The 23,283-nt window shown below is 37.9% G+C and carries 24 protein-coding genes; 19 read left to right on the top strand and 5 right to left on the bottom strand.

The genetic code is table 11. From position 1 onward, the window contains the following. Nucleotides 1–82: 82 nt before the first annotated feature. The 4 genes from HCH28_RS20285 to HCH28_RS20300 form a co-directional block, all read right to left on the bottom strand. Nucleotides 83–766 carry a Crp/Fnr family transcriptional regulator gene (locus HCH28_RS20285; RefSeq protein WP_221682831.1) on the bottom strand — a complete coding sequence of 228 codons (684 nt, stop codon included), beginning with the start codon at nt 764–766 and terminating at the stop codon, nt 83–85. A gap of 233 nt (nt 767–999) precedes the next feature. Continuing rightward, nucleotides 1,000–2,388, bottom strand: a complete 1,389-nt coding sequence (rlmD, locus tag HCH28_RS20290; RefSeq protein WP_221682832.1) for a 23S rRNA (uracil(1939)-C(5))-methyltransferase RlmD — start codon at nt 2,386–2,388, stop codon at nt 1,000–1,002. Nucleotides 2,389–2,425: 37 nt separating this feature from the next. Next, nucleotides 2,426–3,250: a polysaccharide deacetylase family protein gene (locus tag HCH28_RS20295; protein ID WP_009371550.1), complete on the bottom strand. Its 825-nt coding sequence runs from the start codon at nt 3,248–3,250 to the stop codon at nt 2,426–2,428. A 67-nt stretch (nt 3,251–3,317) separates the two neighbouring features. Continuing rightward, entirely contained in the window at nt 3,318–4,226 is a 909-nt protein-coding gene (locus HCH28_RS20300) for a TIGR01777 family oxidoreductase (protein ID WP_221682833.1), read from the bottom strand. A 205-nt stretch (nt 4,227–4,431) separates the two neighbouring features. On the opposite strand from HCH28_RS20300, the gene recX reads away from it, so the two are divergent. Genes recX through HCH28_RS20315 form a run of 3 tightly spaced genes read left to right on the top strand, consistent with a single transcriptional unit; the run spans nt 4,432 to nt 5,832 of the window. After that, entirely contained in the window at nt 4,432–5,235 is an 804-nt protein-coding gene (gene recX / locus HCH28_RS20305; RefSeq protein ID WP_036219262.1) for a recombination regulator RecX, read from the top strand. Beyond that, nucleotides 5,232–5,561 (top strand): YfhH family protein, encoded by a 330-nt coding sequence (locus HCH28_RS20310; RefSeq protein ID WP_036076977.1) that lies wholly within the window; start codon nt 5,232–5,234, stop codon nt 5,559–5,561. The genes recX and HCH28_RS20310 overlap by 4 nt, the downstream gene beginning before the upstream one ends. 1 nt (nt 5,562) lies before the next feature. Next, entirely contained in the window at nt 5,563–5,832 is a 270-nt protein-coding gene (locus HCH28_RS20315) for a YfhJ family protein (protein WP_221682834.1), read from the top strand. Between the two features lie 35 nt (nt 5,833–5,867). On the opposite strand, the gene HCH28_RS20320 is transcribed toward HCH28_RS20315, so the two are convergent. After that, nucleotides 5,868–6,854 (bottom strand): metal-dependent hydrolase, encoded by a 987-nt coding sequence (locus tag HCH28_RS20320; protein ID WP_221682835.1) that lies wholly within the window; start codon nt 6,852–6,854, stop codon nt 5,868–5,870. Between the two features lie 197 nt (nt 6,855–7,051). Between HCH28_RS20320 and mutY the strand changes: the two genes are divergently transcribed. The 16 genes from mutY to HCH28_RS20395 all read left to right on the top strand — a co-directional run bounded on the left by mutY (nt 7,052) and on the right by HCH28_RS20395 (nt 23,272). Next, complete coding sequence (gene mutY / locus HCH28_RS20325) at nt 7,052–8,101, top strand: A/G-specific adenine glycosylase (RefSeq protein ID WP_221682836.1); 1,050 nt, start codon at nt 7,052–7,054, stop codon at nt 8,099–8,101. A gap of 78 nt (nt 8,102–8,179) precedes the next feature. Next, on the top strand, nt 8,180–8,359 hold the full coding sequence (locus HCH28_RS20330; RefSeq protein WP_004230485.1) for a gamma-type small acid-soluble spore protein: 180 nt from the start codon (nt 8,180–8,182) through the stop codon (nt 8,357–8,359). A 318-nt stretch (nt 8,360–8,677) separates the two neighbouring features. Continuing rightward, a complete protein-coding gene (ntdP, locus tag HCH28_RS20335) occupies nt 8,678–9,229 on the top strand; it encodes a nucleoside tri-diphosphate phosphatase (RefSeq protein WP_004230486.1) in 552 nt (183 codons plus the stop codon). Nucleotides 9,230–9,408: 179 nt separating this feature from the next. Beyond that, nucleotides 9,409–11,154: an ABC transporter ATP-binding protein gene (locus HCH28_RS20340; RefSeq protein ID WP_305068591.1), complete on the top strand. Its 1,746-nt coding sequence runs from the start codon at nt 9,409–9,411 to the stop codon at nt 11,152–11,154. A gap of 295 nt (nt 11,155–11,449) precedes the next feature. Next, complete coding sequence (locus tag HCH28_RS20345; RefSeq protein ID WP_221682837.1) at nt 11,450–12,463, top strand: ABC transporter ATP-binding protein; 1,014 nt, start codon at nt 11,450–11,452, stop codon at nt 12,461–12,463. Beyond that, nucleotides 12,438–13,418, top strand: a complete 981-nt coding sequence (locus tag HCH28_RS20350) for an ABC transporter ATP-binding protein (RefSeq protein WP_221682838.1) — start codon at nt 12,438–12,440, stop codon at nt 13,416–13,418. Before HCH28_RS20345 ends, HCH28_RS20350 begins: the two co-directional genes overlap by 26 nt. A gap of 30 nt (nt 13,419–13,448) precedes the next feature. Continuing rightward, entirely contained in the window at nt 13,449–15,065 is a 1,617-nt protein-coding gene (locus HCH28_RS20355) for an ABC transporter substrate-binding protein (protein WP_221682839.1), read from the top strand. 225 nt (nt 15,066–15,290) lie between these two features. After that, complete coding sequence (locus HCH28_RS20360; protein ID WP_004230491.1) at nt 15,291–16,295, top strand: ABC transporter permease; 1,005 nt, start codon at nt 15,291–15,293, stop codon at nt 16,293–16,295. 12 nt (nt 16,296–16,307) lie between these two features. Continuing rightward, complete coding sequence (gene nikC / locus HCH28_RS20365) at nt 16,308–17,204, top strand: nickel transporter permease (protein WP_221682840.1); 897 nt, start codon at nt 16,308–16,310, stop codon at nt 17,202–17,204. Between the two features lie 277 nt (nt 17,205–17,481). Continuing rightward, complete coding sequence (locus tag HCH28_RS20370) at nt 17,482–18,099, top strand: TerD family protein (RefSeq protein WP_048394762.1); 618 nt, start codon at nt 17,482–17,484, stop codon at nt 18,097–18,099. A gap of 30 nt (nt 18,100–18,129) precedes the next feature. Continuing rightward, nucleotides 18,130–18,711, top strand: coding sequence for a TerD family protein (locus tag HCH28_RS20375; RefSeq protein ID WP_221682841.1), 582 nt, complete (start codon nt 18,130–18,132; stop codon nt 18,709–18,711). A gap of 34 nt (nt 18,712–18,745) precedes the next feature. Next, nucleotides 18,746–19,321: a TerD family protein gene (locus HCH28_RS20380; protein WP_004230495.1), complete on the top strand. Its 576-nt coding sequence runs from the start codon at nt 18,746–18,748 to the stop codon at nt 19,319–19,321. A 109-nt stretch (nt 19,322–19,430) separates the two neighbouring features. Further along, entirely contained in the window at nt 19,431–19,559 is a 129-nt protein-coding gene (locus HCH28_RS25190; protein ID WP_255601706.1) for a hypothetical protein, read from the top strand. An 83-nt stretch (nt 19,560–19,642) separates the two neighbouring features. Then, nucleotides 19,643–20,836: an HpcH/HpaI aldolase/citrate lyase family protein gene (locus tag HCH28_RS20385; RefSeq protein WP_221682842.1), complete on the top strand. Its 1,194-nt coding sequence runs from the start codon at nt 19,643–19,645 to the stop codon at nt 20,834–20,836. Beyond that, nucleotides 20,817–22,175: a phosphoribosyltransferase family protein gene (locus HCH28_RS20390; RefSeq protein WP_221682843.1), complete on the top strand. Its 1,359-nt coding sequence runs from the start codon at nt 20,817–20,819 to the stop codon at nt 22,173–22,175. The genes HCH28_RS20385 and HCH28_RS20390 overlap by 20 nt, the downstream gene beginning before the upstream one ends. Continuing rightward, nucleotides 22,172–23,272, top strand: a complete 1,101-nt coding sequence (locus tag HCH28_RS20395) for a cysteine protease StiP family protein (RefSeq protein ID WP_221682844.1) — start codon at nt 22,172–22,174, stop codon at nt 23,270–23,272. Before HCH28_RS20390 ends, HCH28_RS20395 begins: the two co-directional genes overlap by 4 nt. Nucleotides 23,273–23,283: the final 11 nt, after the last annotated feature.

A 23,283-nucleotide genomic window follows, 5' to 3' on the forward strand; every position in this document is an offset into this window, starting at 1 on the left:
TTCTTGGAGGAAGATGTAATATTGTTTACAACTCATTTTAAAAATGTCTATGTTACTTGATACTATCCTGCATTTTTTCAGCCTATGAAATGTTTCTCTCCAAAAGCTTTTTTCGATGGATATAGATTGTTTTAAATCCTGTCTTAATGACTTCTTCTTTAACAAGCTCTTGTAAGACCCCAGTTACAGCTTCTCTGGTTGCACCAACTAAATTGGCGATTTCTTGATGTGAGAGAGGCAAATCTATTTTGTAATATTCATTATCGCCAGTAAGTCCAAACTGATCCGAGAGCTTAATAAGTGCATATAAAACTTTGTCATGTAGTTTCCCAAGAGCTAGATTTTGCGTTAATTGACTCATATCGATAATTCGATTACTTAGTACTTTTAATAATGTCATCATAAATTGAGGCCGCTGAATTAAAAAACCTTCAAATCTTTCCCTATTCATCAAACAAATGTGGCTTTCCACTATCGTTTCAATATAATTATCTCGAGTACCAAATGAAATGATATCCATTTCCCCAAATACATTACCTTCGTTAAGTATATCCGAAGTAAATTGCTTACCTTGAGCATTTACTTTATACAGGCGCAACTTCCCCTTTTTAACAAAGTAAAGTCCCTCCGAAAAAGTTTCCGGTGTTTGAATAAAAGTGTTTTTCGGAAAGGTTGTTATTAAAGTTAATTGTTCCATTTCTATTAAATCTTCCATCGAGAGCGAATTAAGCAGATTAAATTGTGATAAGTATTGAATGTTATCCATTTTTCCTCCTTAAAATTGCATGGGCCCAACAAGACTATAACATAATGTAAACACATTGAAATCAATCGTGAATCGGTGACATCACTCAATATTTTTTATTTTGTTCTTCAGATGTTTAGCTATTTTTTCTTAGACAATAAAACTTTAGAAAAGACTATCAAAAAAGAAAAAAGCGCAGTCTACAATATGCAGACTGCGCCTAATCAAGGTCACCAAAATTTACAAAGTAAATATCATTTTCGATGTTCAGTTTTAAGAACCATAGAGCAAACGCATTCCACCTGCGCAGTCTGTGCGAACATATCAACGGGTTGAATATATTCAACATCATAAAGCTTCGTTAACTGTTGTAAGTCCTTTGCCAAAGTGGATGGGTTACAGGAGGTATAAACAAAACGTTTAGGTTTTAGTTTAAGGACTGTTCGAATAAATTCTGGTGCTAGTCCTGTACGTGGTGGATCTACTGTAATCACATCAGGAGTAAATCCTTCCTTGCGCCATTTCGCTAGGACACTTTCCGCTGTACCGACTGCATATTTCGTATGTTTGAAGCCATGGTTTCGAGCATTTTTACGAGCATCCTGAATACTTTCAGGAATGACATCCATTCCACGAACTTCCTTCGCTTTATCTGCTAACCATAATCCAATTGTGCCAACGCCACAGTATGCATCAACCACTGTTTCTTTTCCCGTTAAAGCAGCAGCCTTTTTAATTTCATTATATAGATGAACTGTTTGTGTTGGATTTAGTTGGAAGAAGGCGCGGGCAGATAAATCAAAAGCCAATTCGCCAAGCTCTTCATGAATGGTTTCTTTGCCATCAAGTACAACAGTTTCATCACCGAAGATTAAGGATGTTTTTTCACGGTTAATATTTTGTGCAATGGATACAATACTCGGATCAATTTTTTTAATACGTGTAATCAATTCAGCTAAATGAGGGATTTCTTTCCTTGTTGTGACAAGGACGACTTGTGTTTCCCCAGTACGAATACCTGTACGTACAACAATCGTACGCACTAAACCATCTAGCGTACGACCATCGTAAATAGTGATATTTAGCTTTTGCAAAATTTTTCGAGTAGCAACTGTGATTTTAGAAGTACTTGGGTGCTGAACAAGGCAATCATTAATGTTTAACAGTTTATTACTTCCTTCAGCAAATAAACCTGCGTAAACACGCTTGCCTTCTTTACGTACTTGGAATTGGCTTTTATTACGATAATGCCAAGGATCATCCATACCAAGGGTTTTTCGCACTTCAATTGTTTCGAGTAAAGGTTTGGCATAGCGCTCTAATGCTTGTATAACAATGTCTCGTTTTTCTATTAGCTGTTTTTCATAGGTCATATGCTGAAGCTGGCAGCCGCCGCACTCATTGTACACTGGGCAAGGTGCTTCCTGACGATGTTTTGAAGCTTTACGAATGGCTAAAATTTCTGCTTCAGCAAAATTACGTTGTGTTTTTGTTACTTGAGCTGTGATCTCTTCACCAGGAATGGCTCCTTTTACAAATATCACATTACGTTTATAAAAACCTACACCTTCACCATTAATGCCTAGCCTTTTTATTGTCAGTGGGAATTTTTGTCCCACGGTCATTGTTGTTTGCTGCGTCAAACGTTCCACGTCCCTGCTCTATATTGTCATCTCCCCATTATAGCGAAGGAGCAGGCGATTGCAAAGCAACAGGAAAATCTTCATATTCTAATACTAAATCGTCAAGCGATAAGAAAGTATAACCTTGCTTTTTAGCTTCTGCAATAAACATTGGTAATGCTTCGGCATTATCCTGTGCTACTGTATGCATTAAAATAACAGCACCAGGATGCAGTTGTTCCATAAGTGCATTATAAGCATAATCTGCACCACGACGCTCATCCTTCATCCAATCCTTAAAGGCCACAGACCAGAAAATATGGCGATAACCTTCTGCATTGCCCACCTCTAGCACTTTTGCATTAAAAATTCCTTCAGGTGGACGAGCATATGTTGTACGATCGATGCCTGTCAATTCACGTAACTTGCCATCGAACTTTTGCCATTCTGCACGCATGCCATCTGGCGAAAGTCGAGCCATATTAGGGTGACCATAGGAGTGATTCCCGATAGTATGACCATCCTTCACCATGCGTTTCACTAAATCGCTAGCACTGTCTAAGTAATGGCCTGTTAAAAAGAAAGTAGCAGGTACATTTTCTTTTTTCAATGTATCCAAAATACTTTCAGTAAAGCCGTTTTCATAGCCATTATCAAATGTTAAATAGGCAATTTTTTTATCTGCCTTCCCTTTATAAATCGCACCATATTTGTCGAGTAACTGATCGAGCTGTGCTCCTGCCTCTGCCTGCTCACCGTTTTTAGCGCGTTTAAAGCCCCAATGGTGTTCATCAGAACCAGCAGCAAAAAATGGATTAAAGCTAATTCCTGCGGCAATAATAAAAGTAGCAATTACCGCACCAACAATATGTTGTTTCCACATAAAAAACGCATCCTTTCTTTTTCATTAGAATGCGTAATTATTAAAAAATTATCCAACTTAATTTTTTCTAATTTTGAGCCTTTAACAAATTTTCAAGTGCTTGCTTTAGATAAGGGTATTTAAATATAAAATGTTGTTGTTCTAATAGGGTTGGTAGCACTTGTTGTCCTTCTAAAACAAGTGTGCTTTGTTCGCCGAGAGCTAAACGCATCGCAAAGCTAGGAACAGGCAGCCAATGACGTCTGCCCATGACTTCTGCAATCGTTTGACCAAATTCCTTCATTCTCATCGGATGCGGTGCTGTTATATTAAATGGTCCATGAATATTTTCATTTGTAATAGCGAAATAAATAGCACGTGCTACATCCTCAATATGTACCCATGAAAGCCATTGCTCTCCAGAGCCAATCGTGCCACCTATATGCATTTGATAAGGCAATAGCATTGGTGGAAGTGCGCCACTATTTCTACCTAAAATGACACCAAAACGTGCAAGAGCCACACGAATACCTAATGCTTCTGCTCGTTTCGCATGTCGCTCCCAATCGTGGACTGTAGTGCCTAAAAAATCAGTTGCGTAATCCGTAAAATCTTCATCATAGATGGCTTGTGTGGAAGTTGGGTATATACCAACCGCACTAGCATTGACAAGGACTTTTGGTTTTATCGTGAGCATGTCCATTATTCGTACAATCTCTGATGTGGCATTCATTCTGCTCCAATAGATAGCTTTCTTTTGTTTTTTTGTCCAACGACCATTATTTAATGAAACACCTGCTAAATTCACAAAGGCATCTACACCTTCAAAGATTGTCAAAGCTTGCTCATGCTGATGTAGCCATTGAACATAGTGAACGCCATTTTCGAGCCTTGACTCATGACGCGTTAGGACAAAAATGTCATGTCCGTTGTCCTGCAAAAGCTGTATAAGGGCTTTTCCAACAAAGCCAGTGCCACCTGCAATCACTATTTTCATAACATGCACCTCTTTTCTCGAATAAAACGCTTCCTAATAAGTTTATCATGTAACCAAAAAAGTAAACATCTTTAGGCATTTATTGCAGAGCAGGAAGTTTACCCGTGGAAGGGAAAAGAATGCCCGTGACATAGGAAAATTAACCGTGCTATTTGTCAGTTCCCCCATAAAGAAATGCTATAATGATAATAGTGAGGTGTTTACTATGCGTATGATTACAAAAATTGCACGTCAAAAAAACAATCCTGAACGCTATAATATCTATTTAAATGAAGAATATGCTTTTCCGGTTGATGAAGCCATTCTCATTCAATTTGGTTTAACAAAGGGAAAGGTGCTCGATGAATTCGAAATTCAAGAGATTGCCTATGAAGATGAGATACGTAAGGCATTTAATAAGGGATTAAACTTCCTTTCATATCAAATGCGAAGTGAGCATGAGGTTAAGAAAAAACTGCTCAACTTAGAATTTGGAGAAGCTGTAGTGTTAGAGGCAATCCAAAAGTTAAAATCCTATGGCTTTATTAATGATGAAAACTATTCAAAGGCTCTGCTTGATACAAAGAAAGCTACTATGAAAAAAGGACCAAGAGCCATTAGACAAGACATGATCAAAAAAGGCATTGAGAAAAACTTGCAGGATGAGGTGCTTGCTACATATAGTTTTGAGGAACAAGTAAAACTGGCGAAGCAACTGGCAGAGAAAATTGTTCGAGCGGAGAGCAAGAAGACCCCAACACAAATTAAGACCAAAATTCAGGATTACTTATTAAGAAAAGGGTATGCTTTCTCGATTGTAGAAGAGGTGCTTAGCCAAGTTGAGATAGGGCAGGATGATGACAACTGGCAGCAGCTACTTGATGCTCAAGGCGAAAAAGTTTGGAAAAAGTACGTATCGAAGTATACTGGTTATGAGCTAAAAATGAAGGTTAAACAGGCGCTCTATCAAAAGGGTTTTCCTATAGAAGTAATAGATCGTTTTATAGAAGAGAAGGAGAATGAAGAATGAGTGAAAAAAATTATGCAGCTATGTCTGAACATGAATTGCGAGAGGAAATTGCCTTTCTAAAAGAGAAAGCTCGAAAGGCAGAACAGCTAGGAATCATCAATGAGTTTGCTGTTTATGAACGCAAAGCTTTAATGGCTGCGGCTTATTTAGTGGATCTTGATACGATCGTTCCAGGAGAAATGTATCGTATTGATGGTTCAGATAATGAATTTTTCCAAGTAGATTATTTGAAGGGACGCTTTGCTTGGGGTCATCGTTTAGGCGGAGACAAATACCAAGAGGCACTACCAGTATCTATCCTTTCCCCAGTAAAGGTGGGCAAATAAAATGGAAGAAAAAATTGAGAAATTAACAGCAGAGTTACTTGCAAAGAATCCTCAGATGTCTGTTGGACGGGCACAGGTTTGGGTGGAGTTGTTATGGAGTGACTTTGAATCAACTGCCGCGAAAGCAGGATATGATTATCGTGGGGCAGAGTATACAGAAAATCTTGTTCGTCAATTAATTGCTAGCTATGGTGATAAACTACATGCCTTTGCAGGGCGCAATTCGAAGTATATACATTTACTAGATGCTAGTGATGATATGGTACAATAATAAAACCCTGACCAATATTGGTCAGGGTTTACTGCTTAATTACTTGCACCAATTTGTAATTTTTTCTGAAGCTTATCTTCTGTAAAGATCCAGCCTGTGTAAGACGTCATAATGTCATTAGCATCATTTAAATGTGCTACAGCAACGAAAGGATAACGATTGTCACTACGGTAACGCAAATCGATTAACCTTACTTCTATTAGGCCGTTTTCAAGCTCGGAAATCTCCCATCGATACATAGGAGAGAAAGACACAAATGCAGCTAAGTTAGGATCTTTCATTGCAGCATCTACAAGCGCAGTTTTAGGCAAAGGCTTAATTTCAAATTTATCATAAATATTAACAGTCCTTCCATAAGCACGGCCAACATAATAATGAGTTTTGGATTTGGCTGCGATTCGCCAGTGGAAGAAGCGCATAGTAGGTGCTACAATGACATATTCTTCATCTTGAATAGTATGATGCACCGCGTTTTTTACCGCTTTTTGCACAGCGAATCGTAAAATATAGTAAATCACGATAACCACGTACATGATACTGAATGTCCATACTGGATTTGTGCCAAATGCCCATAACACAATACCGACACAATGTAAGGAAAAAATAATGGGATCGAAGGTATTAATGACACCTAACGCAACCCATTTTCGAGAGAAAGGTCGAATTGCTTGTGTTCCATACGCGTTAAAAATATCGACAAAAACATGAAGTGCGACAGCTAAAAATGTCCAAAGCCATAAATGTAACACATTCACATCTTGCAAAATCAGTGATAAAACAATTGTAATTAAAATAGGCCAAATAGCTACAGCTGGTAGTGAGTGTGTAATTCCTCGGTGATGTCGGATATAGATGGCGTTATTACGTAGTTTTAACACAGTGTCGACATCTGGAGCTTGTGAGCCAATAATTGTACCTGCCATTACTGCTGTAAAAGTCATTGAATGATTGGCAACTACAGGGTCAGCTAATGCAAGACCGCCAAGGGCAATACCCATAACGAAATGTGTACCTGAATCCAAAAATATCCACTCCTAGTATGCATTAAAATCGAGTACAATGTGCATACAACTTTATTTCAAACATAATAAAAGGTTTATTGAAATATTCTAACATTCGTGCGAAAGCGACGATTGTTGTCGATCTTCCGCGAATATTCTTTTCTTCATTGTATACCCTTTTCATCATAAATTAAATCGTAAAAACAACGGAGGTCACTGTGAATTACCCATATGTAACAGAATTTCGACAATCATTAGTTGACTGGTTTAACACAGAGAAGCGTGATTTACCGTGGAGACACACAACAGACCCTTATAAAATTTGGGTATCTGAAGTGATGCTACAACAGACACGTGTCGACACAGTTATTCCTTATTACAATCGCTTTATGGAAAGCTTTCCAACATTAGATTTGCTTGCGGAAGCACCCCAAGAATACTTATTAAAGCATTGGGAAGGTCTTGGCTATTATTCTCGTGCTCGCAATTTACAAGCAGGTGCTCGTGAGGTGTTAGAAAATTACGGTGGTATAGTACCTGACAATCGCCATGAAATCTCTAAATTAAAAGGTGTTGGTCCCTATACTGCAGGTGCTATTTTAAGTATTGCCTATAATAAGCCTGAACATGCAGTTGACGGTAATGTTATGCGTGTTCTAAGTAGAGTGCTTGATATACACGAAGATATAGCTCTTCCCAAAACGAAGAAAATTTTTGAAAGTGCGGTTGAGGAACTAATTGATCCTGATCATGCTTCATCGTTTAACCAGGGCTTAATGGAGCTGGGTGCACTTATTTGTACACCTACCTCTCCAAAATGTTTATTATGCCCAGTAAGAGAGTATTGCATAGCTTTTAATGAGGGAGAACCAGAAAAATTACCTGTCAAATCAAAAAAGACAAAAATGAAGCATCTCACATATGATGTGCTCGTATATGAAAATGACAAAGGACAATTTTTAATGCAACAACGTCCTGAGGAAGGCTTGCTCGCTAATCTATGGCAATTTCCGATGATTGATACAAGCCAATCTTCAGCAGAAAATTTTACAAAGGAATATACAGTAAATGTCCAGGCCAAATATGAACTGCTTACATTTAAACATGTTTTTTCACATTTAACTTGGCATTTAAATAGCTATTATATAAAATGCGAATCGACTGAGCTAGGTGATTGGCTAAACTATGAGCAAATAGAACTTTTACCGATGCCTGTGCCTATGCTAAAAATTTGGGATGAAGTAAAAAAGCAAACGGCAGGAAAATAAATCCTTCTTAAAAATCACTGATTCATGAGCATAAAAGTCACCACCTCCGTACACAATAACTAGCGTGGAGGTGAATGAATGATGAAAAAACAAAACAACCAAAATTTCCAACCGAATAAAAACATGCAACGTCAAAGTGAAGAGTTTGGTTATGAAACGGACGTAAATGAAGTGCAAAAGCAAAATGCGAAAGCAGAGCAAAAGAAAGCTCCAGCTTCTGGCCGTTTCTCAAAAACTAACCAAGATTTAGGTGAGTAACACTTTGTAACTGCATAATTGCATTTACCTCTAAGGGGCTGTCTTAAATCCGAAAAGATGAAAAAGACAGCCCCTTTCAAATTGTTTAGGTAAGTAAATGGTCAGCATAAAAGGAAATCCTCTATAGCATTAACTAAAAAATCCCATCAAAGCTGACATTATATTAAAATTCGCTTATAATTGACTAAATTTTATACAAATTCAAAATAGCGTAGTGAAATTTGTGGTTTTCTAACTACACCTTTCGCGTACACATTGCTATAATATACTAGAGACTGCTAGATTTAGGTAGCATAGACGAAAAGGTGGGCTAACAAAATGGCATTACCGGTAGAAGGAGAAACGATACAAATACATAGTTATAAGCACAATGGCCGTATCCACCGTGTTTGGCAAGAAACGATGGTTTTAAAAGGAACGAAAAATATCGTAATCGGTGCGAATGAACGGACACTTGTAACAGAATCCGATGGTCGTACATGGCTAACGAGAGAGCCCTCTATTTGCTACTTCCATGCGGAACACTGGTTTAACATCATCTGTATGCTACGTGAAGACGGTGTGTATTATTATTGCAATCTAAGCTCACCATTTGTTTTCGATAATAATGCCATTAAATATATCGACTATGATTTAGATATTAAAGTTTTTCCTGACATGTCTTATACACTTTTAGACGAGGATGAATATGAGCTCCATCGGAAGGAAATGTCTTATCCTGATGTCATAGATAAGATTTTAAAGCGCAATGTCGATAAATTAATAAGCTGGATTCAACAAAAAAGAGGACCATTTGCACCCGATTTCATCGATGTCTGGACAAATCGTTACAAGTTCCAGCTTGATATGCAGTCAGATGATCAATCATGACACCTATTAGTTTAACTAATAGGTGTTTTTTATTGGAGGGGAGCAGAGTGTTGGTAAGGCAAAGGTAAAATAGTTCGCTATAAAGTCATCATAACTGTATTTTAGTCAAAATATTGCTATAATACTTAGGGCATTCATCTTCGAATGTCTGTTTCTTTTTGTAAGGATGTGATGATAAATTGGGAAGCATTAAGCGATATATGCGCTTTGTTAAACCATATACATGGGAAATTATTTTAACGATTATCATTGGTATAGTAAAATTTGCTATTCCACTATTTATTCCACTGCTCATTAAGATTGTGCTAGACGATATTATTGCAGCAGATGACTTAACAGATGTAGAAAAAACAAAAGAACTATTTTATTGGCTAGGTGGCACTATTATTGTGTTCTTTATTATCCGTCCACCTATTGAGTATTATCGACAATATTTTGCACAACACGTAAGCAACAAGGTGCTATTTGATATTCGTAAGGAAATTTATGCACATTTACAGCGTTTAAGCTTAAGGTACTATGCCAATACACGAGCAGGGGATGTTATTTCAAGGGTAATTAATGATGTTGAACAAACAAAAACCTTTGTCATGACAGGATTAATGAATGTTTGGTTAGATCTGGCGACGATTGTAATTGCGATTGCCATTATGCTAACCATGGATATGAAGCTAACACTAGTAGCGTTAATCGCATTTCCATTTTATGCTTTCAGTGTGAAGTACTTTTTTGGCAAATTGAGAGATTTAACACGGAAACGTTCTCAAGCTCTTGCAGGTGTACAAAGCTATTTACATGAACGTGTAGCTGGTATGAGCATTATTAAAAGCTTTACTTTAGAAAAGCATGAACAAAAATTGTTCGATTCAGCAAACGGTGAGTTTTTAGAAAAAGCGCTTGATCAAACAAAGTGGAATGCAAAATCATTTGCTGTCGTCAATACCATTACAGATGTAGCGCCATTACTAGTTATAGCCTACGCGGGCTATCAAGTAATAAATGGGTCACTTTCAGTTGGAACAATGGTTGCTTTTATTGCTTATATTGAACGTCTGTATGGCCCACTTCGTCGACTTGTTAGCTCTTCCACAACTTTAACACAGTCAATTGCTTCAATGGATCGAATGTTCGATTTAATAGATGAGCCTTATGAAGTGAAGGATAAGGACTATGCTCTTGAACTCCCACGTGCAAATGGGCAGGTTCGCTTTCAAAATGTATCCTTCCAATATGAAGAAACTGGCTCACCTATTATAGATGCTATCGATTTAACGATAAATCCTGGAGAGACTGTTGCCTTTGTAGGGATGAGTGGTGGTGGTAAGTCAACGATTATCAGTTTAATTCCTCGCTTTTATGATACAACAAGCGGGCAAGTGACCATTGATGGAAAAGATGTACGGGATGTCACTTTACATTCCTTACGATCTCAAATTGGTATTGTCCTGCAAGATAATATACTTTTTAGTGACTCTGTCAAAGAGAATATTTTAATGGGGAAACCAGATGCAACAGATGCACAGGTTATCGAAGCAGCGAAAGCGGCAAATGCCCATGACTTTATTATGAGTCTGCCTAATGGCTATGACACAAAGGTTGGAGAAAGAGGAGTAAAGCTCTCTGGCGGACAAAAACAACGAGTTGCCATTGCGCGTGTGTTTTTAAAAAATCCACCAATTTTAATCCTTGATGAGGCTACTTCTGCATTAGATTTGGAAAGTGAAGCACTGATTCAAGAATCGTTAGACAAGCTTGCTCATGAACGAACAACTATTATTATTGCGCACCGTCTTTCTACAATTACCCATGCTGACAAGATTTTCGTCATCGATCATGGTCAATTAATCGAAAGTGGAACACATGAACAGTTAATGGACAGTCAAGGGACATATTATAATTTATTCCAAGTGCAGCATTTAGATTAAAATTTTCCGTAAATTACACGGTTTAAGAACTTTTTTCAAAAAAGTCTTTCATTTATTCGAAAATGGAAGGCTATTTTTTTTTGAAAAATGTTAAAAATTATCTCTTTATAAGATTTTATTATTATCGAAGGCGATTATTGTAGAAATTCTATGTAATTTGCAGAATATTAATGATTGAAAGAGTAAGGATTTTTAGTTAGAATTATCTGAAAATAAGGAATTTAACGAAAGTTATAGTATTCTATTAATATTATTATACATTTAAGTAAAATATAGGTAGAGTGGGGCGTTACACATGAGGAAAAAACTACTAGAAATAAAAGGTTTGAAAACAACCTTTTTCACAGATAATGGGCAAATTCCTGCTGTAGACGATATCGATTTTTCTGTCCATGAAGGAGAAATTTTAGGGATTGTAGGAGAATCGGGAAGTGGTAAAAGTGTTACGTCGCTGTCCATCATGGGATTAATTCCATCACCACCAGGTAAAATAACGGGTGGAGCAATTTTGCTAGATGGCAAAAATATTGCTAAATGTACGGATAAACAAATGCAAAAAATACGTGGAAAAGACATTGCAATGATTTTCCAAGAGCCCATGACTTCGCTAAACCCTCTGTTCACGATTGGTGATCAGTTAAAGGAGGCTATATTAATCCATAATCCAAAATGGACAAAAAAGGAAGCGTTTGCAAGAGCGGTCGAAATCATGAAATTGGTAGGTCTACCACGTGCTGAGGAATTGCTAAAGGACTACCCACATCAGCTGTCTGGCGGTATGCGTCAACGTGTGATGATTGCTATGGCACTTGTCTGTGATCCTCAAGTATTGATTGCGGATGAGCCTACAACTGCATTGGATGTTACGATACAAGCCCAAATTTTACAGCTTATGAAAGACTTAAATAAACGATTGAATACAGCTGTGTTGTTAATTACACATGATCTGGGGGTTGTCGCGGAAACTTGTGAGCGAGTGATTGTTATGTATGCAGGACAAATAGTGGAAGAGGCGCCGATTCATGAAATTTTTACTAATCCTAAACATCCCTATACACAAGGGCTCATTCAATCAGTACCTGACATGCGTTATAAAAAGGAAAATTTATACTCCATTCCTGGAAGTGTACCGAAACCAGGAAGTATTCAGGTAGGCTGTCGTTTTGCGGCACGCTGTGAATATGCAATGGAACGTTGTTTACAGGAAACACCACCTTTATTTGAAGCAGCAGAGAATCATAAATCGAGATGTTTTTTACTAGAGAAGCAGGAGGTGGAGCAACGTGTCGAAAGCGTTATTAAAGGTTGAGGGGTTAAAAAAGTATTTTCCGATTCGAAAAGGAGTCCTTCATTCACATGCCGGGGATGTAAAGGCCGTAGATGATGTTTCCTTTGAAGTGTTTGAAGGAGAAACATTAGGAATTGTTGGCGAATCAGGCTGTGGCAAATCCACAACGGGTCGCTTATTAATGCGTTTACTGGAGCCAACTGGAGGTAAGATAGAATTCGCAGGTAAAATGATTTCAGAATTATCCAATAACGAAATGAGGAAGGCACGTAGAGATATTCAAATGATTTTTCAGGATCCCTATGCCTCACTAAATCCTCGCCATAACATCGGCAAAATTTTAGAGGAGCCTCTTATTGTTCATGGGATAGGTAATGCCAAAGAGCGAAAACAGAAAGTGTTGGAGCTACTTGAGATTGTTGGATTGAATGAATATCATATCAAGCGCTATCCGCATCAATTTAGTGGAGGGCAAAGGCAACGTATCGGCATTGCTAGAGCCTTGATGACTAATCCACGCTTAATTATTGCGGACGAGCCAGTATCTGCACTTGATGTATCCATCCAGGCACAGGTTTTGAATTTATTGCAAAAGCTGCAAAAGGATTTGAGGCTAACTTATATTTTTATTTCCCATGATTTAGGGGTTGTGCGTCATATTAGTAATCGAGTTGGCGTTATGTATTTAGGTAAATTAGTTGAGCTGACAGCGAGTGAGGACTTATATGCTGAACCGCTTCATCCATATACACAGGCACTTTTATCTTCGGTCCCTGTTCCAGATCCTACGTTTGAACGGGAGCAGATCATCATTTCAGGAGATATTCCAAGTGCATCAAACCCGCCAAGCGGTTGTACGTTCCATACGAGATGTCCGTTTAAAAAGGATCAGTGCTCACAGGTAATACCTAAAATGCAAGAAGTGAAACCAGGTCATTATGTTGCTTGCCATCTTTACGAGGCACTCCAACATTAAATGATATAAAAACTCATAGGGGGAAATTCGATGAAGAAAAAGAAGTTTTGGACTTTAGGTGTAATGCTACTCCTTATTCTCTCGACAATCTTAGCAGCATGTGGCGGCTCAGATACCAAGGATACGGGTAGTAAAGATACTTCAACTGGTGGCGATACAGCTAGCAGTGGAGAACCAAAAATTTTAGTCTATGGTCGTGGTGGAGATTCTGTAGCACTTGACCCTGCTGTTGTTACAGACGGTGAATCCTTCACAGTGACAGCTAATATTTATGAAACACTTGTAAACTTTGGAGAGCAAGATGTAACAATTCAACCAGGCTTAGCCAAATCATGGGAGGCATCAGAGGATGGTTTAACGTATACTTTCCAGCTACAAGAAGGTGTGAAATTCCATGATGGCACAGATTTCAATGCTGAGGCTGTTGTTAAGAATATTGAACGTTGGAAAACAGGTGCAGATAAACATCCTTACTTTAGTTCACAATTTGTCGTTGGTGACAAGCAAGTAATTGAATCAGTAACTGCAGAGGGAGACTACACAGTTGTCTTTAAGTTAAGTCAACCTCAAGCACCATTTTTAAAAAATTTAGCAATGTCTCCATTTGCAATTGCTTCTCCAACAGCATTTGAAGCAGATGAAGAAGGTTTATCTGCAAATCCTGTAGGAACAGGTCCATTCAAGTTTGTTAGCTGGGTACGTAATGACTCAATCACAATTGAGAAAAACCCAGATTACTATATTGATGGGTATCCTAAATTAGATAAAGTAATTTATCGTTCTATTCCAGAAAACTCAGCACGTTTAAATGATTTATTAGCAGGCAATATTGATGTAGCTGATGGCTTAAGTCCTTCTGATAAAGGAACAATTGAAGGCGATGCAAATTTACAGTTAATCGAACGTCCATCTATGAACGTTGGTTACCTTGGTTTAACTGTTACACGTCCACCTTTTGATAATGTAAAAGTACGTCAAGCAGTCAACTATGCAATTGATAAACAAGCATTAGTGGATGCGTTTTATGAAGGGCTAGCTGAACCAGCGAAAAACCCAATGCCACCAGTAATTTCTGGTTATAACGATGAAGTGACAGGCTATACGTATGATCCTGAAAAAGCGAAAGCATTACTTGCTGAAGCAGGCTACGATGGCAAGGAAATTGAGCTATGGGCGATGCCAGTACCACGTCCATACATGCCAGACGGACAAAAAGTGGCTGAAGCGATTCAAAAGAACTTAGAAGACGTAGGTATTAAATCTAAAATTGTGTCATTTGAATGGGCTACGTATTTAGAAAAAGCTCAAAATGGTGAAGCGGATGCATTCCTACTTGGCTGGACAGGCGATAATGGGGATGCGGATAACTTCCTATACACGTTATTAGACGCCGATAATATTGGTTCTAATAACTATACGTTCTATGATAATCCAGAATTACACAAGATATTAACAGCTGCTCAAACTGAGATCGATGAAGACAAGCGTAATGAACTTTATAAGCAAGCTCAAGTAATTATTTCTGAGGATGCTCCATGGGTTCCACTTGCTCACTCTATTCCAATTTTAGCTGCTAACAAGAAAGTTACAAATTACATTGCGCATCCTACTGGCTCTGACCGTTTAGATGCAGTAGATATTCAATAGTAAATTTCATCATTTTTAATTGAACAAAGGAATGTGAAGAATCTGCTTGCTTTTCTGCGGGTAAGCCGTGGAAATCTCGCAGATTCTTTTCAAGTAAAGATCATGATTATTTCCTGTATGAAAGAATTCAACTAAACATTCAAAACCGTTTAGTGAAGGCTCAACCTTTCAACAGTATATAAAGACTTCACAGTAGATTATGAAAATCATAGAGAGGTGATGAAAATGCTTCACTACATGGGGAGACGTTTACTTCAACTAATCCCAGTTTTGCTTGGAATGACTTTTATCGTCTTTATGTTGATACGGGCAATCCCTGGAAATCCAGCACAGGTTATTTTAGGACAACAGGCAACAAAAGAGGCGGTCGAGGCGTTAAACGCAAGTTTAGGATTAGATAAGCCGTGGTATACACAATATTTTAGTTACTTAGCAGGTATTTTTCAGGGGGATTTAGGGGTTTCCCTACGTACGAAACTACCTGTATCAGAAGAAATTTTCCCATACTTAGCAGCAACGGCCGAACTTGCACTATTTGCGATGATCATTGCGATCGTTATTGGTGTGAATGCTGGCATTATTTCTGCATGGTTCCAAAATTCTTGGTTTGATTATACAGCGATGATTATAGCGTTAATCGGTGTATCTGTACCTGTGTTCTGGCTTGGATTGATGGAGCAGTGGACATTTAGTAGTAAGCTTGGTTGGTTACCTACATCTGGTCGAGAAGATGTACGAAATCCAATTACCGCCATAACCCATTTTTATTTACTAGATACGCTCATTCAAGGACGCTTTGATCAATTCATCGAAGTCATAAAGCGATTAATATTACCAGGAGTAGCACTTGCCACGATTCCAATGGCTATCATTGCCAGAATCACAAGGTCCTCCATGCTGGAAGTTATGCGTTCAGATTACGTAAGGACTGCAAGAGCAAAAGGACAAAAAATGTTTATCGTTGTTTATAAGCATGCATTAAAGAATGCGGTTATTCCTGTGTTAACGGTAATTGGTCTACAAACAGGATTACTGTTAGGTGGGGCCATTTTAACAGAAACGATTTTTAGTTGGCCAGGAATTGGTCGTTATATTTATGATGCGATTGGCTTCAGGGATTATCCTGTTATTCAATCAGGTATTCTCATCGTTGCATTTATTTTCATCATGATTAACTTAATCGTGGATTTACTGTATACAGTAGTCGACCCACGGATTAAATACAAATAGAAGGGAGTTGCAATGATGACTGGAGCAATCGATATAAAAAAAGAAGTAGCACCAGTTCGAGAAAAGGCAGTAGGTCCATGGCTCGAAGGCTGGCGTAGTTTTAAAAAGAGCAAAGTATCCCTTGTTGGAGCAGGAATTGTTATATTTTTTATCTTACTAGCTGTCATTGGTCCGTTCATTGCACCACAAGGCATCAATGAACAAGATTTAACGAAACGTTTACTGGCACCATCCGCTGATCATTGGTTTGGAACGGATGATTTTGGGCGGGATATTTTTTCGAGGATCATTCACGGTGCAAGGATTTCACTATGGGTAGGCTTTTTCTCTGTTATTTTGTCCGTGATAATTGGTAGTTTACTTGGCATCATTGCAGGTTATTATGGAAAATGGGTCGATACGATAATTTCTCGTATTTTTGATATTATGCTAGCTTTCCCTAGTATGCTACTAGCGATTGCAGTAGTATCAGTGCTGGGTCCATCTTTACAAAATGCATTAATCGCCATTGCTATTATTAACGTACCGAATTTTGGGCGCTTAATCCGCTCTAAAGTTTTAAGTGTCAAGGAAGAGGAGTATATAGTAGCGGCAAAAGCAATTGGTATGCGTGATGCACGAATACTATTTTCGCATATTTTGCCGAATTCCATAACGCCAATAATTGTACAGGGGACATTAGCAATTGCGACAGCTATTATTGAAGCGGCAGCATTAGGCTTCCTTGGGCTAGGGGCTCAAGCTCCAGCACCAGAATGGGGAAAAATGCTAGCGGATGCACGGAAGTTTTTATTAAATGCTCCGTGGACGATGATTTTCCCTGGTTTAGCTATTATGTTAACCGTATTAGGCTTTAATCTAATGGGGGATGGACTACGAGATGCATTAGATCCAAAAATGAAAAGTTAGTAAATAGAAACATAGCCTTCTACAAGTTAGAAGGTTTTTTAGCTGCTTGGACCAATGGATATAAAAGGAACATTTTTACTACAAAAACGTTCTATGTTATAGAAAAAGGCGTGAGGGGCTTTCTAAAATAAGTGAAAACACCTTTTCGGAGCCATTAATTGAATTTTTTGTCACGTTATTTTAGACTTAATTTTAAGTAGAAATCTTATAGCTTAGTAGATTATTGCTTACCATAAAATCTTTCGACTGAAATACATATTTTAGGAGGGTGTTAGAATTGGGGATTAATTTACAAAAAGGACAAAGAGTGGATTTAACAAAGGGTAACGCAGGATTAAATAAAATTAAAGTTGGTTTAGGGTGGGACCCTGTAGGCCAAGAGAAAAGTGGCGGCTTTTTAGGTGGTTTATTTTCTAGCAGAAATAGTGGCAGTGGCAGAAGTATCGACTGTGATGCTTCGGTATTAATGTTACAAGATGATAAGGTTGTAGCGGGTGACGATGTTGTTTATTTCGGGAAATTAACAAGTAGCTGCGGTTCTGTTCGACATTCAGGTGATAATTTAACAGGTGACGGCGATGGTGATGATGAGGTAATTACAATTGAACTATCGTCCGTACCTTCGCAATATAACAAGCTTGTGTTTGTTGTAAACATCTATGATGCGGCAGGTCGCAATCAACACTTCGGTATGATTCATAATGCATATATTCGTGTGTATGATGATAGGACAGGAAGCGAACTAATTCGCTATAATTTAACTGATAATTATTCAAATTTAACGACGTTAGTATGTGGAGAAATTTACCGACATAATAACGAATGGAAATTTGCTGCGGTTGGTACGGGAACAAATGACATAAAGCTTGGCGACGTTGTTCGAAGATATCAATAAATAATTGACTAAATAGGAGGAATAAAAATTATGGGCATTTCATTACAAAAAGGTCAAAAGGTAGATTTAACTAAAACAAATCCAGGGTTAACGAATGTTGTTGTAGGTTTAGGTTGGGATACAAATAAATATGATGGTGGTCATGATTTTGACTTAGACTCCTCTGTATTTTTACTTGCTGATACAGGTAAAGTTTCAGATCAAAATGATTTTATTTTTTATAACAACACTAAAGGTGGCAATGGTTCAGTAGAGCATTCAGGCGATAATTTAACAGGTGTAGGCGAAGGTGACGATGAAGTGGTGAAAGTGGCATTAACTCAAGTACCTGCTCATGTTCAGCGATTAGCCTTCACTGTAACAATTCATGATGCAGAGTCTCGCAGTCAAAACTTCGGTATGGTGTCTAATGCCTATATTCGTATTATGAATGCTGCTTCCAACGAAGAAATTATTCGCTATGATTTAGGCGAGGATTTCAGTATCGAAACAGCTATTGTTGTAGGGGAATTATATCGTCATAACGGAGAATGGAAATTTAATGCGATTGGTGCAGGCTATCAAGGTGGCTTAGCTGCTTTATGTAATGATTATGGCTTAAGTGTAAACTAAAATTTCATCTTTGGACAGAAAGGGAGATTTTTGAATGGCTATACAATTAAGTAAAGGGCAACGTATTGATTTAACAAAGCAAGATCCAGGCTTAAATAGCATTGGCATTGGTTTAGGCTGGGATGTAAAGCAATTTGATGGTGGACAAGACTTTGACCTGGATGCATCTGTATTTTTACTAGATGCTTCAGGTAAATGTCGTAATGAACAGGACTTTATTTTCTATAATAATCTATCGAGCCCAGACCAGTCAGTTGTCCATACAGGAGATAATCGTACAGGTGCAGGGGATGGGGATGATGAAAAAATTCTTGTCAACTTAAAGCAAGTATCACCTCAAATTGAAAAAATTGTAGTGACGGTTACTATTTACGATGCCGAGGGACGTCATCAAAACTTCGGGCAAGTCTTAAATGCCTATGTACGATTGACGAACGAAGAGTCGGGATCAGAGGTATTGCGTTACGATCTAGGCGAAGATTTCAGCATTGAAACGGCTGTAGTATTTTGTGAGCTGTACCGACATAATGGTGAGTGGAAATTTGCTGCAGTAGGTTCAGGTTACCAGGGTGGACTAGCTGCTTTAATCAATGCATATGGCCTACAGTAACTATGGGACATAGGTGCATGGTGGAGGATCTGATGTAGATGTATTAAATGAGATAGTAAATACATATGCACAGTTTTTAAACTAGCAGATGTAACAGGGGCTTATCGTAATGCACCGAAAATGTGTGTTAGTATTTGGGGGCTACCATCCTTCGCATGAAATTTTTGTTATTATTTTAATAGCTGCATTCTTATTGATATTTGTTGTTTACAAGTTGAAAAAGAAAACAGCAGTGTAAACAAGGCACTGTATTAGTCTGTATGGAACAGGCTGATACAGTGCTTTTTTCACAAAAGGCATAGTTACTGGGGAGAGGATTAGATGCAACACTTTGCAACAGAAGCAGAAACGATTTTTTATAAGAAGCCACAGCCGTTTACAAAATGGGAAACGTCGGAAATTTTGTCATATGCCCTAGGTGCGACTTTGTATATGCCAGCTTCCATGCCTACGATTGTGAGCTTAATCCGATCACAAAAATATAAGGAACTCACATCACTTGTCATTGATTTGGAGGATGCAGTTGGAGATGCAGAGTTAGTAGATTGTGAAGCTAAGTTGATAGAGGATATTAGTGAACTATATGCACTCTATCAGCAAAAACAGCTATTACTTCAGGAGCTCCCATTACTTTTTATTCGAGTACGTCATGTTGAGCAGTTTCAAAAGCTAACAACTGTTTTAGGGAAAAAGCAAGAAATATTAACTGGCTATGTCTTTCCAAAGTTTACAGCCGAAGAGGGTGCCCGTTATTTTGAGTTGCTTGAACAAACCATTTTAGAAAATGATTTAATTTTATATGGTATGCCGATTTTAGAAAGTCGTGAGGTACTATATAAGGAAACTCGCATGGAAGCATTATTAGACATTAAAGCAGTTCTACATCAATACAAAGCCCGTGTATTAAATGTACGAATTGGAGCTACCGATTTTTGTGGTATTTACGGAATTCGCCGCCGTATGGATTCTACCATTTATGATATTAGTGTCATTCGAGATTGTATTGCAGATATTGTCAATATCTTAGGGCGTGAGGAAGATGGTTTTATTATTTCTGGGCCTGTGTGGGAGTATTTTAATAATCAGCGTGTATTAAAGCCCGCACTTAGAGTGACACCATTTAGTGAGAAAGGTGCGCTTGATACAAGGAAAGCGTTATTAGACGATTGTTTAGATGGATTAATGAAAGAAGTTTTAATGGATAAACAAAATGGCATAGTGGGAAAAACAATTATTCATCCGAGCCATATCCGTGTTGTGCATGCCCTCTATGCGATTTCGTATGAGGAATACTTAGATGCGCTAAGTATTATAGAAAATAATGATGGACAAAAAGGTGTTATGAAAAGTCACTATGCTAATAAAATGAATGAAATTAAGCCACATATGAGATGGGCACAACGGATTTTAAAACAGGCTCATGTCTATGGTGTTTATCATGAATCTGTCGATTTTGCCTCACTTTTATTACAGTCTGAAATAGGTGGTAGTGTATATGCAACAACAAATGAGTAAATTAAGCATTTTACCGAATTATTCAATTGATATTGAAATTACCAACAATCCGCATAATTTTGCGCTAACCGACTTGTTTAGAATGGCGGCTCGAATTAATAAGAAGAGACAATTTTTGTTTGTAAGCACGGTACTAGGCAAACATTTGGCTGTCCGTCCGCAAATCCCTTTACTGACAGGAACTCTTTTAGCTATGCTGTATCATCAGCATCTTACTGGGCAAAAGGCAATGGCTTCGTCTGTCGTTAAAGCTTTAAAGGACGGAGCTAATTTGGATGAAGTACAAAAATCCATAGAGGGAACCCTAGAATTAACGGATGAAACATTGTTTATTGGCTTTGCTGAGACGGCAACAGCACTTGGTCACGCAGTATTTAATGCCTTTCACTCGAATGCTATGTATATCCACACAACACGTGAAGTGTTGCCAGATTTTGAGCCATTTGTTACGTTTGAGGAAGAACATTCACATGCGACAAGCCATAGAATTTATACGGAGGAACCAGAATTTTTACTGCAAGCTAAGCGCATTGTGTTAATTGATGATGAAATTACTACTGGAAATACGGTCATTAATATTATTGAGACATTAAGACAGAAATTTCCTTTAGTGAGACAATATGCGGTACTATCTATTTTAGATTGGCGTTCCCAACAGCAGCAAACAATCTTTCAACAATTAGAAGTACAATGGGATATCTCTATACAATTCATCTCCATTATGTGTGGGAATTTTAGCTGTTCAGGCACGCCAAGCTTAACCAGTACACAACCAAACTTACTAACACAAGTTGCACGAGATATGGACATTTGTCCAATTCAAGTATCTGTTGATCGCAAATTCTATCGATCTGTTGCGGAGAATGGATTAATAAATAAGCACCCCTATTTACTAGCAACAGGGAGATTTATGCTCACGTCAAAACAGCATGTTGACCAAAAGCAAACGATTCAAGCTATTGCTATGCAATTACAAGAACTAAGAACAAATGGGCCAGCGCTTGTTATTGGCACGGGTGAATTCATGTATGTTCCTATGCAAATTGCCTCTTATTTGGGAAATGATGTTTACTTTCAGTCGACTACTCGTAGTCCAATCTATTGTACGGATGATTTAGGATATACGATTAACGAAAAAATAGCCTTCGAAAGTCCAGAAAATAACGGGGTGACTAATTTTTTATATAATCTTCAAAGCCAGTCTTACACGGAACTTTTTTTCATAGTGGAACGTATAGCAAGTGAAGAGGTAGTTGCTCGTGTGGTAAAGGCATTGCAAGAAGCCACTAACGCCAAAGTATACGTAATTAGTATGCATGAATTGGAGGTAGAACGATGATATCGACTTTGCAGCCAGATAAAATGGGGAGTTATGCATCGGAGGACGTTATTTTTTTATTGCGTGATATTGGAAGTGCATTCCTTGAAATGGATAATGAGAAACGTGAACAGCTCATTCAATCGGGCATACATTATTCTGAAATGCTGCCAGTGGAGAAGCAACCATCTGATACCTATATGAATCTTTTTTATAAAGCGCTAGATGCTCATGAAGAAAGAATAGCAATCGCCGTTGGAGTAGTGGCAGAGCAAATCATTGAAAATAGAGGGTTAGAAAATTTAATTCTTGTGAGTTTAGCTCGTGCAGGTACACCCATCGGTATTTTAATCAAACGGTATATAGCTATGCATTATCATGTGAATGTTCCACATTACTCCATTTCTATACTGCGAGGTCGTGGGTTTGATGAAACGGCAATTCGTTATATTTTGACACAGCATCCTCTAGGAAGTATTCAATTTATTGATGGTTGGACAGGAAAAGGGGCAATTACCAATGAATTAATTCAATCCTGCCAAAAATTTAATTTACAATATCAAAAACAGTTAAGTGCTGATTTAGCTGTTTTGGCTGATCCAGGGCATTGTGCCGCTATTTATGGAACTCGTGAGGATTTTTTAATACCATCTGCTTGTTTAAATTCGACTGTATCTGGATTAGTGAGTAGAACGGTATTAAATTTGCAGTTTATGGATGCAAACGATTTTCATGGTGCAAAATACTACAAAGAATTAGAGGCCGTAGATGTCTCCAAGCTGTACATAGAACGTATCGTCACATGTTTTGAACAAGTACAGAATAAAATTGTGCAACAAATTCAAGAGCAAGAAATCTCTCCAATTACTTGGGAGGGTATGAAGTCCGTGCAAACAATTCAACGAGATTTTGGTATTGATAATATTCATTTCATTAAACCAGGTGTTGGCGAAACGACAAGAGTTTTGCTGCGAAGGATACCTTGGAAGATTTTAATTAATCCACAGTACATGCATGAATTGAAACATATTTTATTATTAGCACAGGAAAAAAATGTAATGGTTGAAGAGTATTCGAATATGTCCTATGCATGTTGTGGTTTGATCAAAGAATTATAGAGGAGAATATG

It is taken from the genome of Lysinibacillus sp. K60 (assembly GCF_019731275.1).
Taxonomy (GTDB): Bacteria; Bacillota; Bacilli; order Bacillales_A; family Planococcaceae; genus Lysinibacillus; species Lysinibacillus capsici.

Coding starts and splice junctions, on each gene's coding strand:
- HCH28_RS20380 (WP_004230495.1), top strand. CDS start 18,746: ATGGCTATACAATTAAGTAAAGGGCAACGTATTGATTTAACAAAGCAA.
- recX (WP_036219262.1), top strand. CDS start 4,432: ATGCGTATGATTACAAAAATTGCACGTCAAAAAAACAATCCTGAACGC.
- HCH28_RS20360 (WP_004230491.1), top strand. CDS start 15,291: ATGCTTCACTACATGGGGAGACGTTTACTTCAACTAATCCCAGTTTTG.
- HCH28_RS20385 (WP_221682842.1), top strand. CDS start 19,643: ATGCAACACTTTGCAACAGAAGCAGAAACGATTTTTTATAAGAAGCCA.
- HCH28_RS20345 (WP_221682837.1), top strand. CDS start 11,450: ATGAGGAAAAAACTACTAGAAATAAAAGGTTTGAAAACAACCTTTTTC.
- ntdP (WP_004230486.1), top strand. CDS start 8,678: ATGGCATTACCGGTAGAAGGAGAAACGATACAAATACATAGTTATAAG.
- HCH28_RS20330 (WP_004230485.1), top strand. CDS start 8,180: ATGATGAAAAAACAAAACAACCAAAATTTCCAACCGAATAAAAACATG.
- HCH28_RS20295 (WP_009371550.1), bottom strand. CDS start 3,250: ATGTGGAAACAACATATTGTTGGTGCGGTAATTGCTACTTTTATTATT.
- HCH28_RS20315 (WP_221682834.1), top strand. CDS start 5,563: ATGGAAGAAAAAATTGAGAAATTAACAGCAGAGTTACTTGCAAAGAAT.
- HCH28_RS20355 (WP_221682839.1), top strand. CDS start 13,449: ATGAAGAAAAAGAAGTTTTGGACTTTAGGTGTAATGCTACTCCTTATT.
- HCH28_RS25190 (WP_255601706.1), top strand. CDS start 19,431: ATGCACCGAAAATGTGTGTTAGTATTTGGGGGCTACCATCCTTCGCAT.
- HCH28_RS20300 (WP_221682833.1), bottom strand. CDS start 4,226: ATGAAAATAGTGATTGCAGGTGGCACTGGCTTTGTTGGAAAAGCCCTT.
- HCH28_RS20395 (WP_221682844.1), top strand. CDS start 22,172: ATGATATCGACTTTGCAGCCAGATAAAATGGGGAGTTATGCATCGGAG.
- nikC (WP_221682840.1), top strand. CDS start 16,308: ATGATGACTGGAGCAATCGATATAAAAAAAGAAGTAGCACCAGTTCGA.
- HCH28_RS20310 (WP_036076977.1), top strand. CDS start 5,232: ATGAGTGAAAAAAATTATGCAGCTATGTCTGAACATGAATTGCGAGAG.
- HCH28_RS20375 (WP_221682841.1), top strand. CDS start 18,130: ATGGGCATTTCATTACAAAAAGGTCAAAAGGTAGATTTAACTAAAACA.
- HCH28_RS20390 (WP_221682843.1), top strand. CDS start 20,817: ATGCAACAACAAATGAGTAAATTAAGCATTTTACCGAATTATTCAATT.
- HCH28_RS20285 (WP_221682831.1), bottom strand. CDS start 766: ATGGATAACATTCAATACTTATCACAATTTAATCTGCTTAATTCGCTC.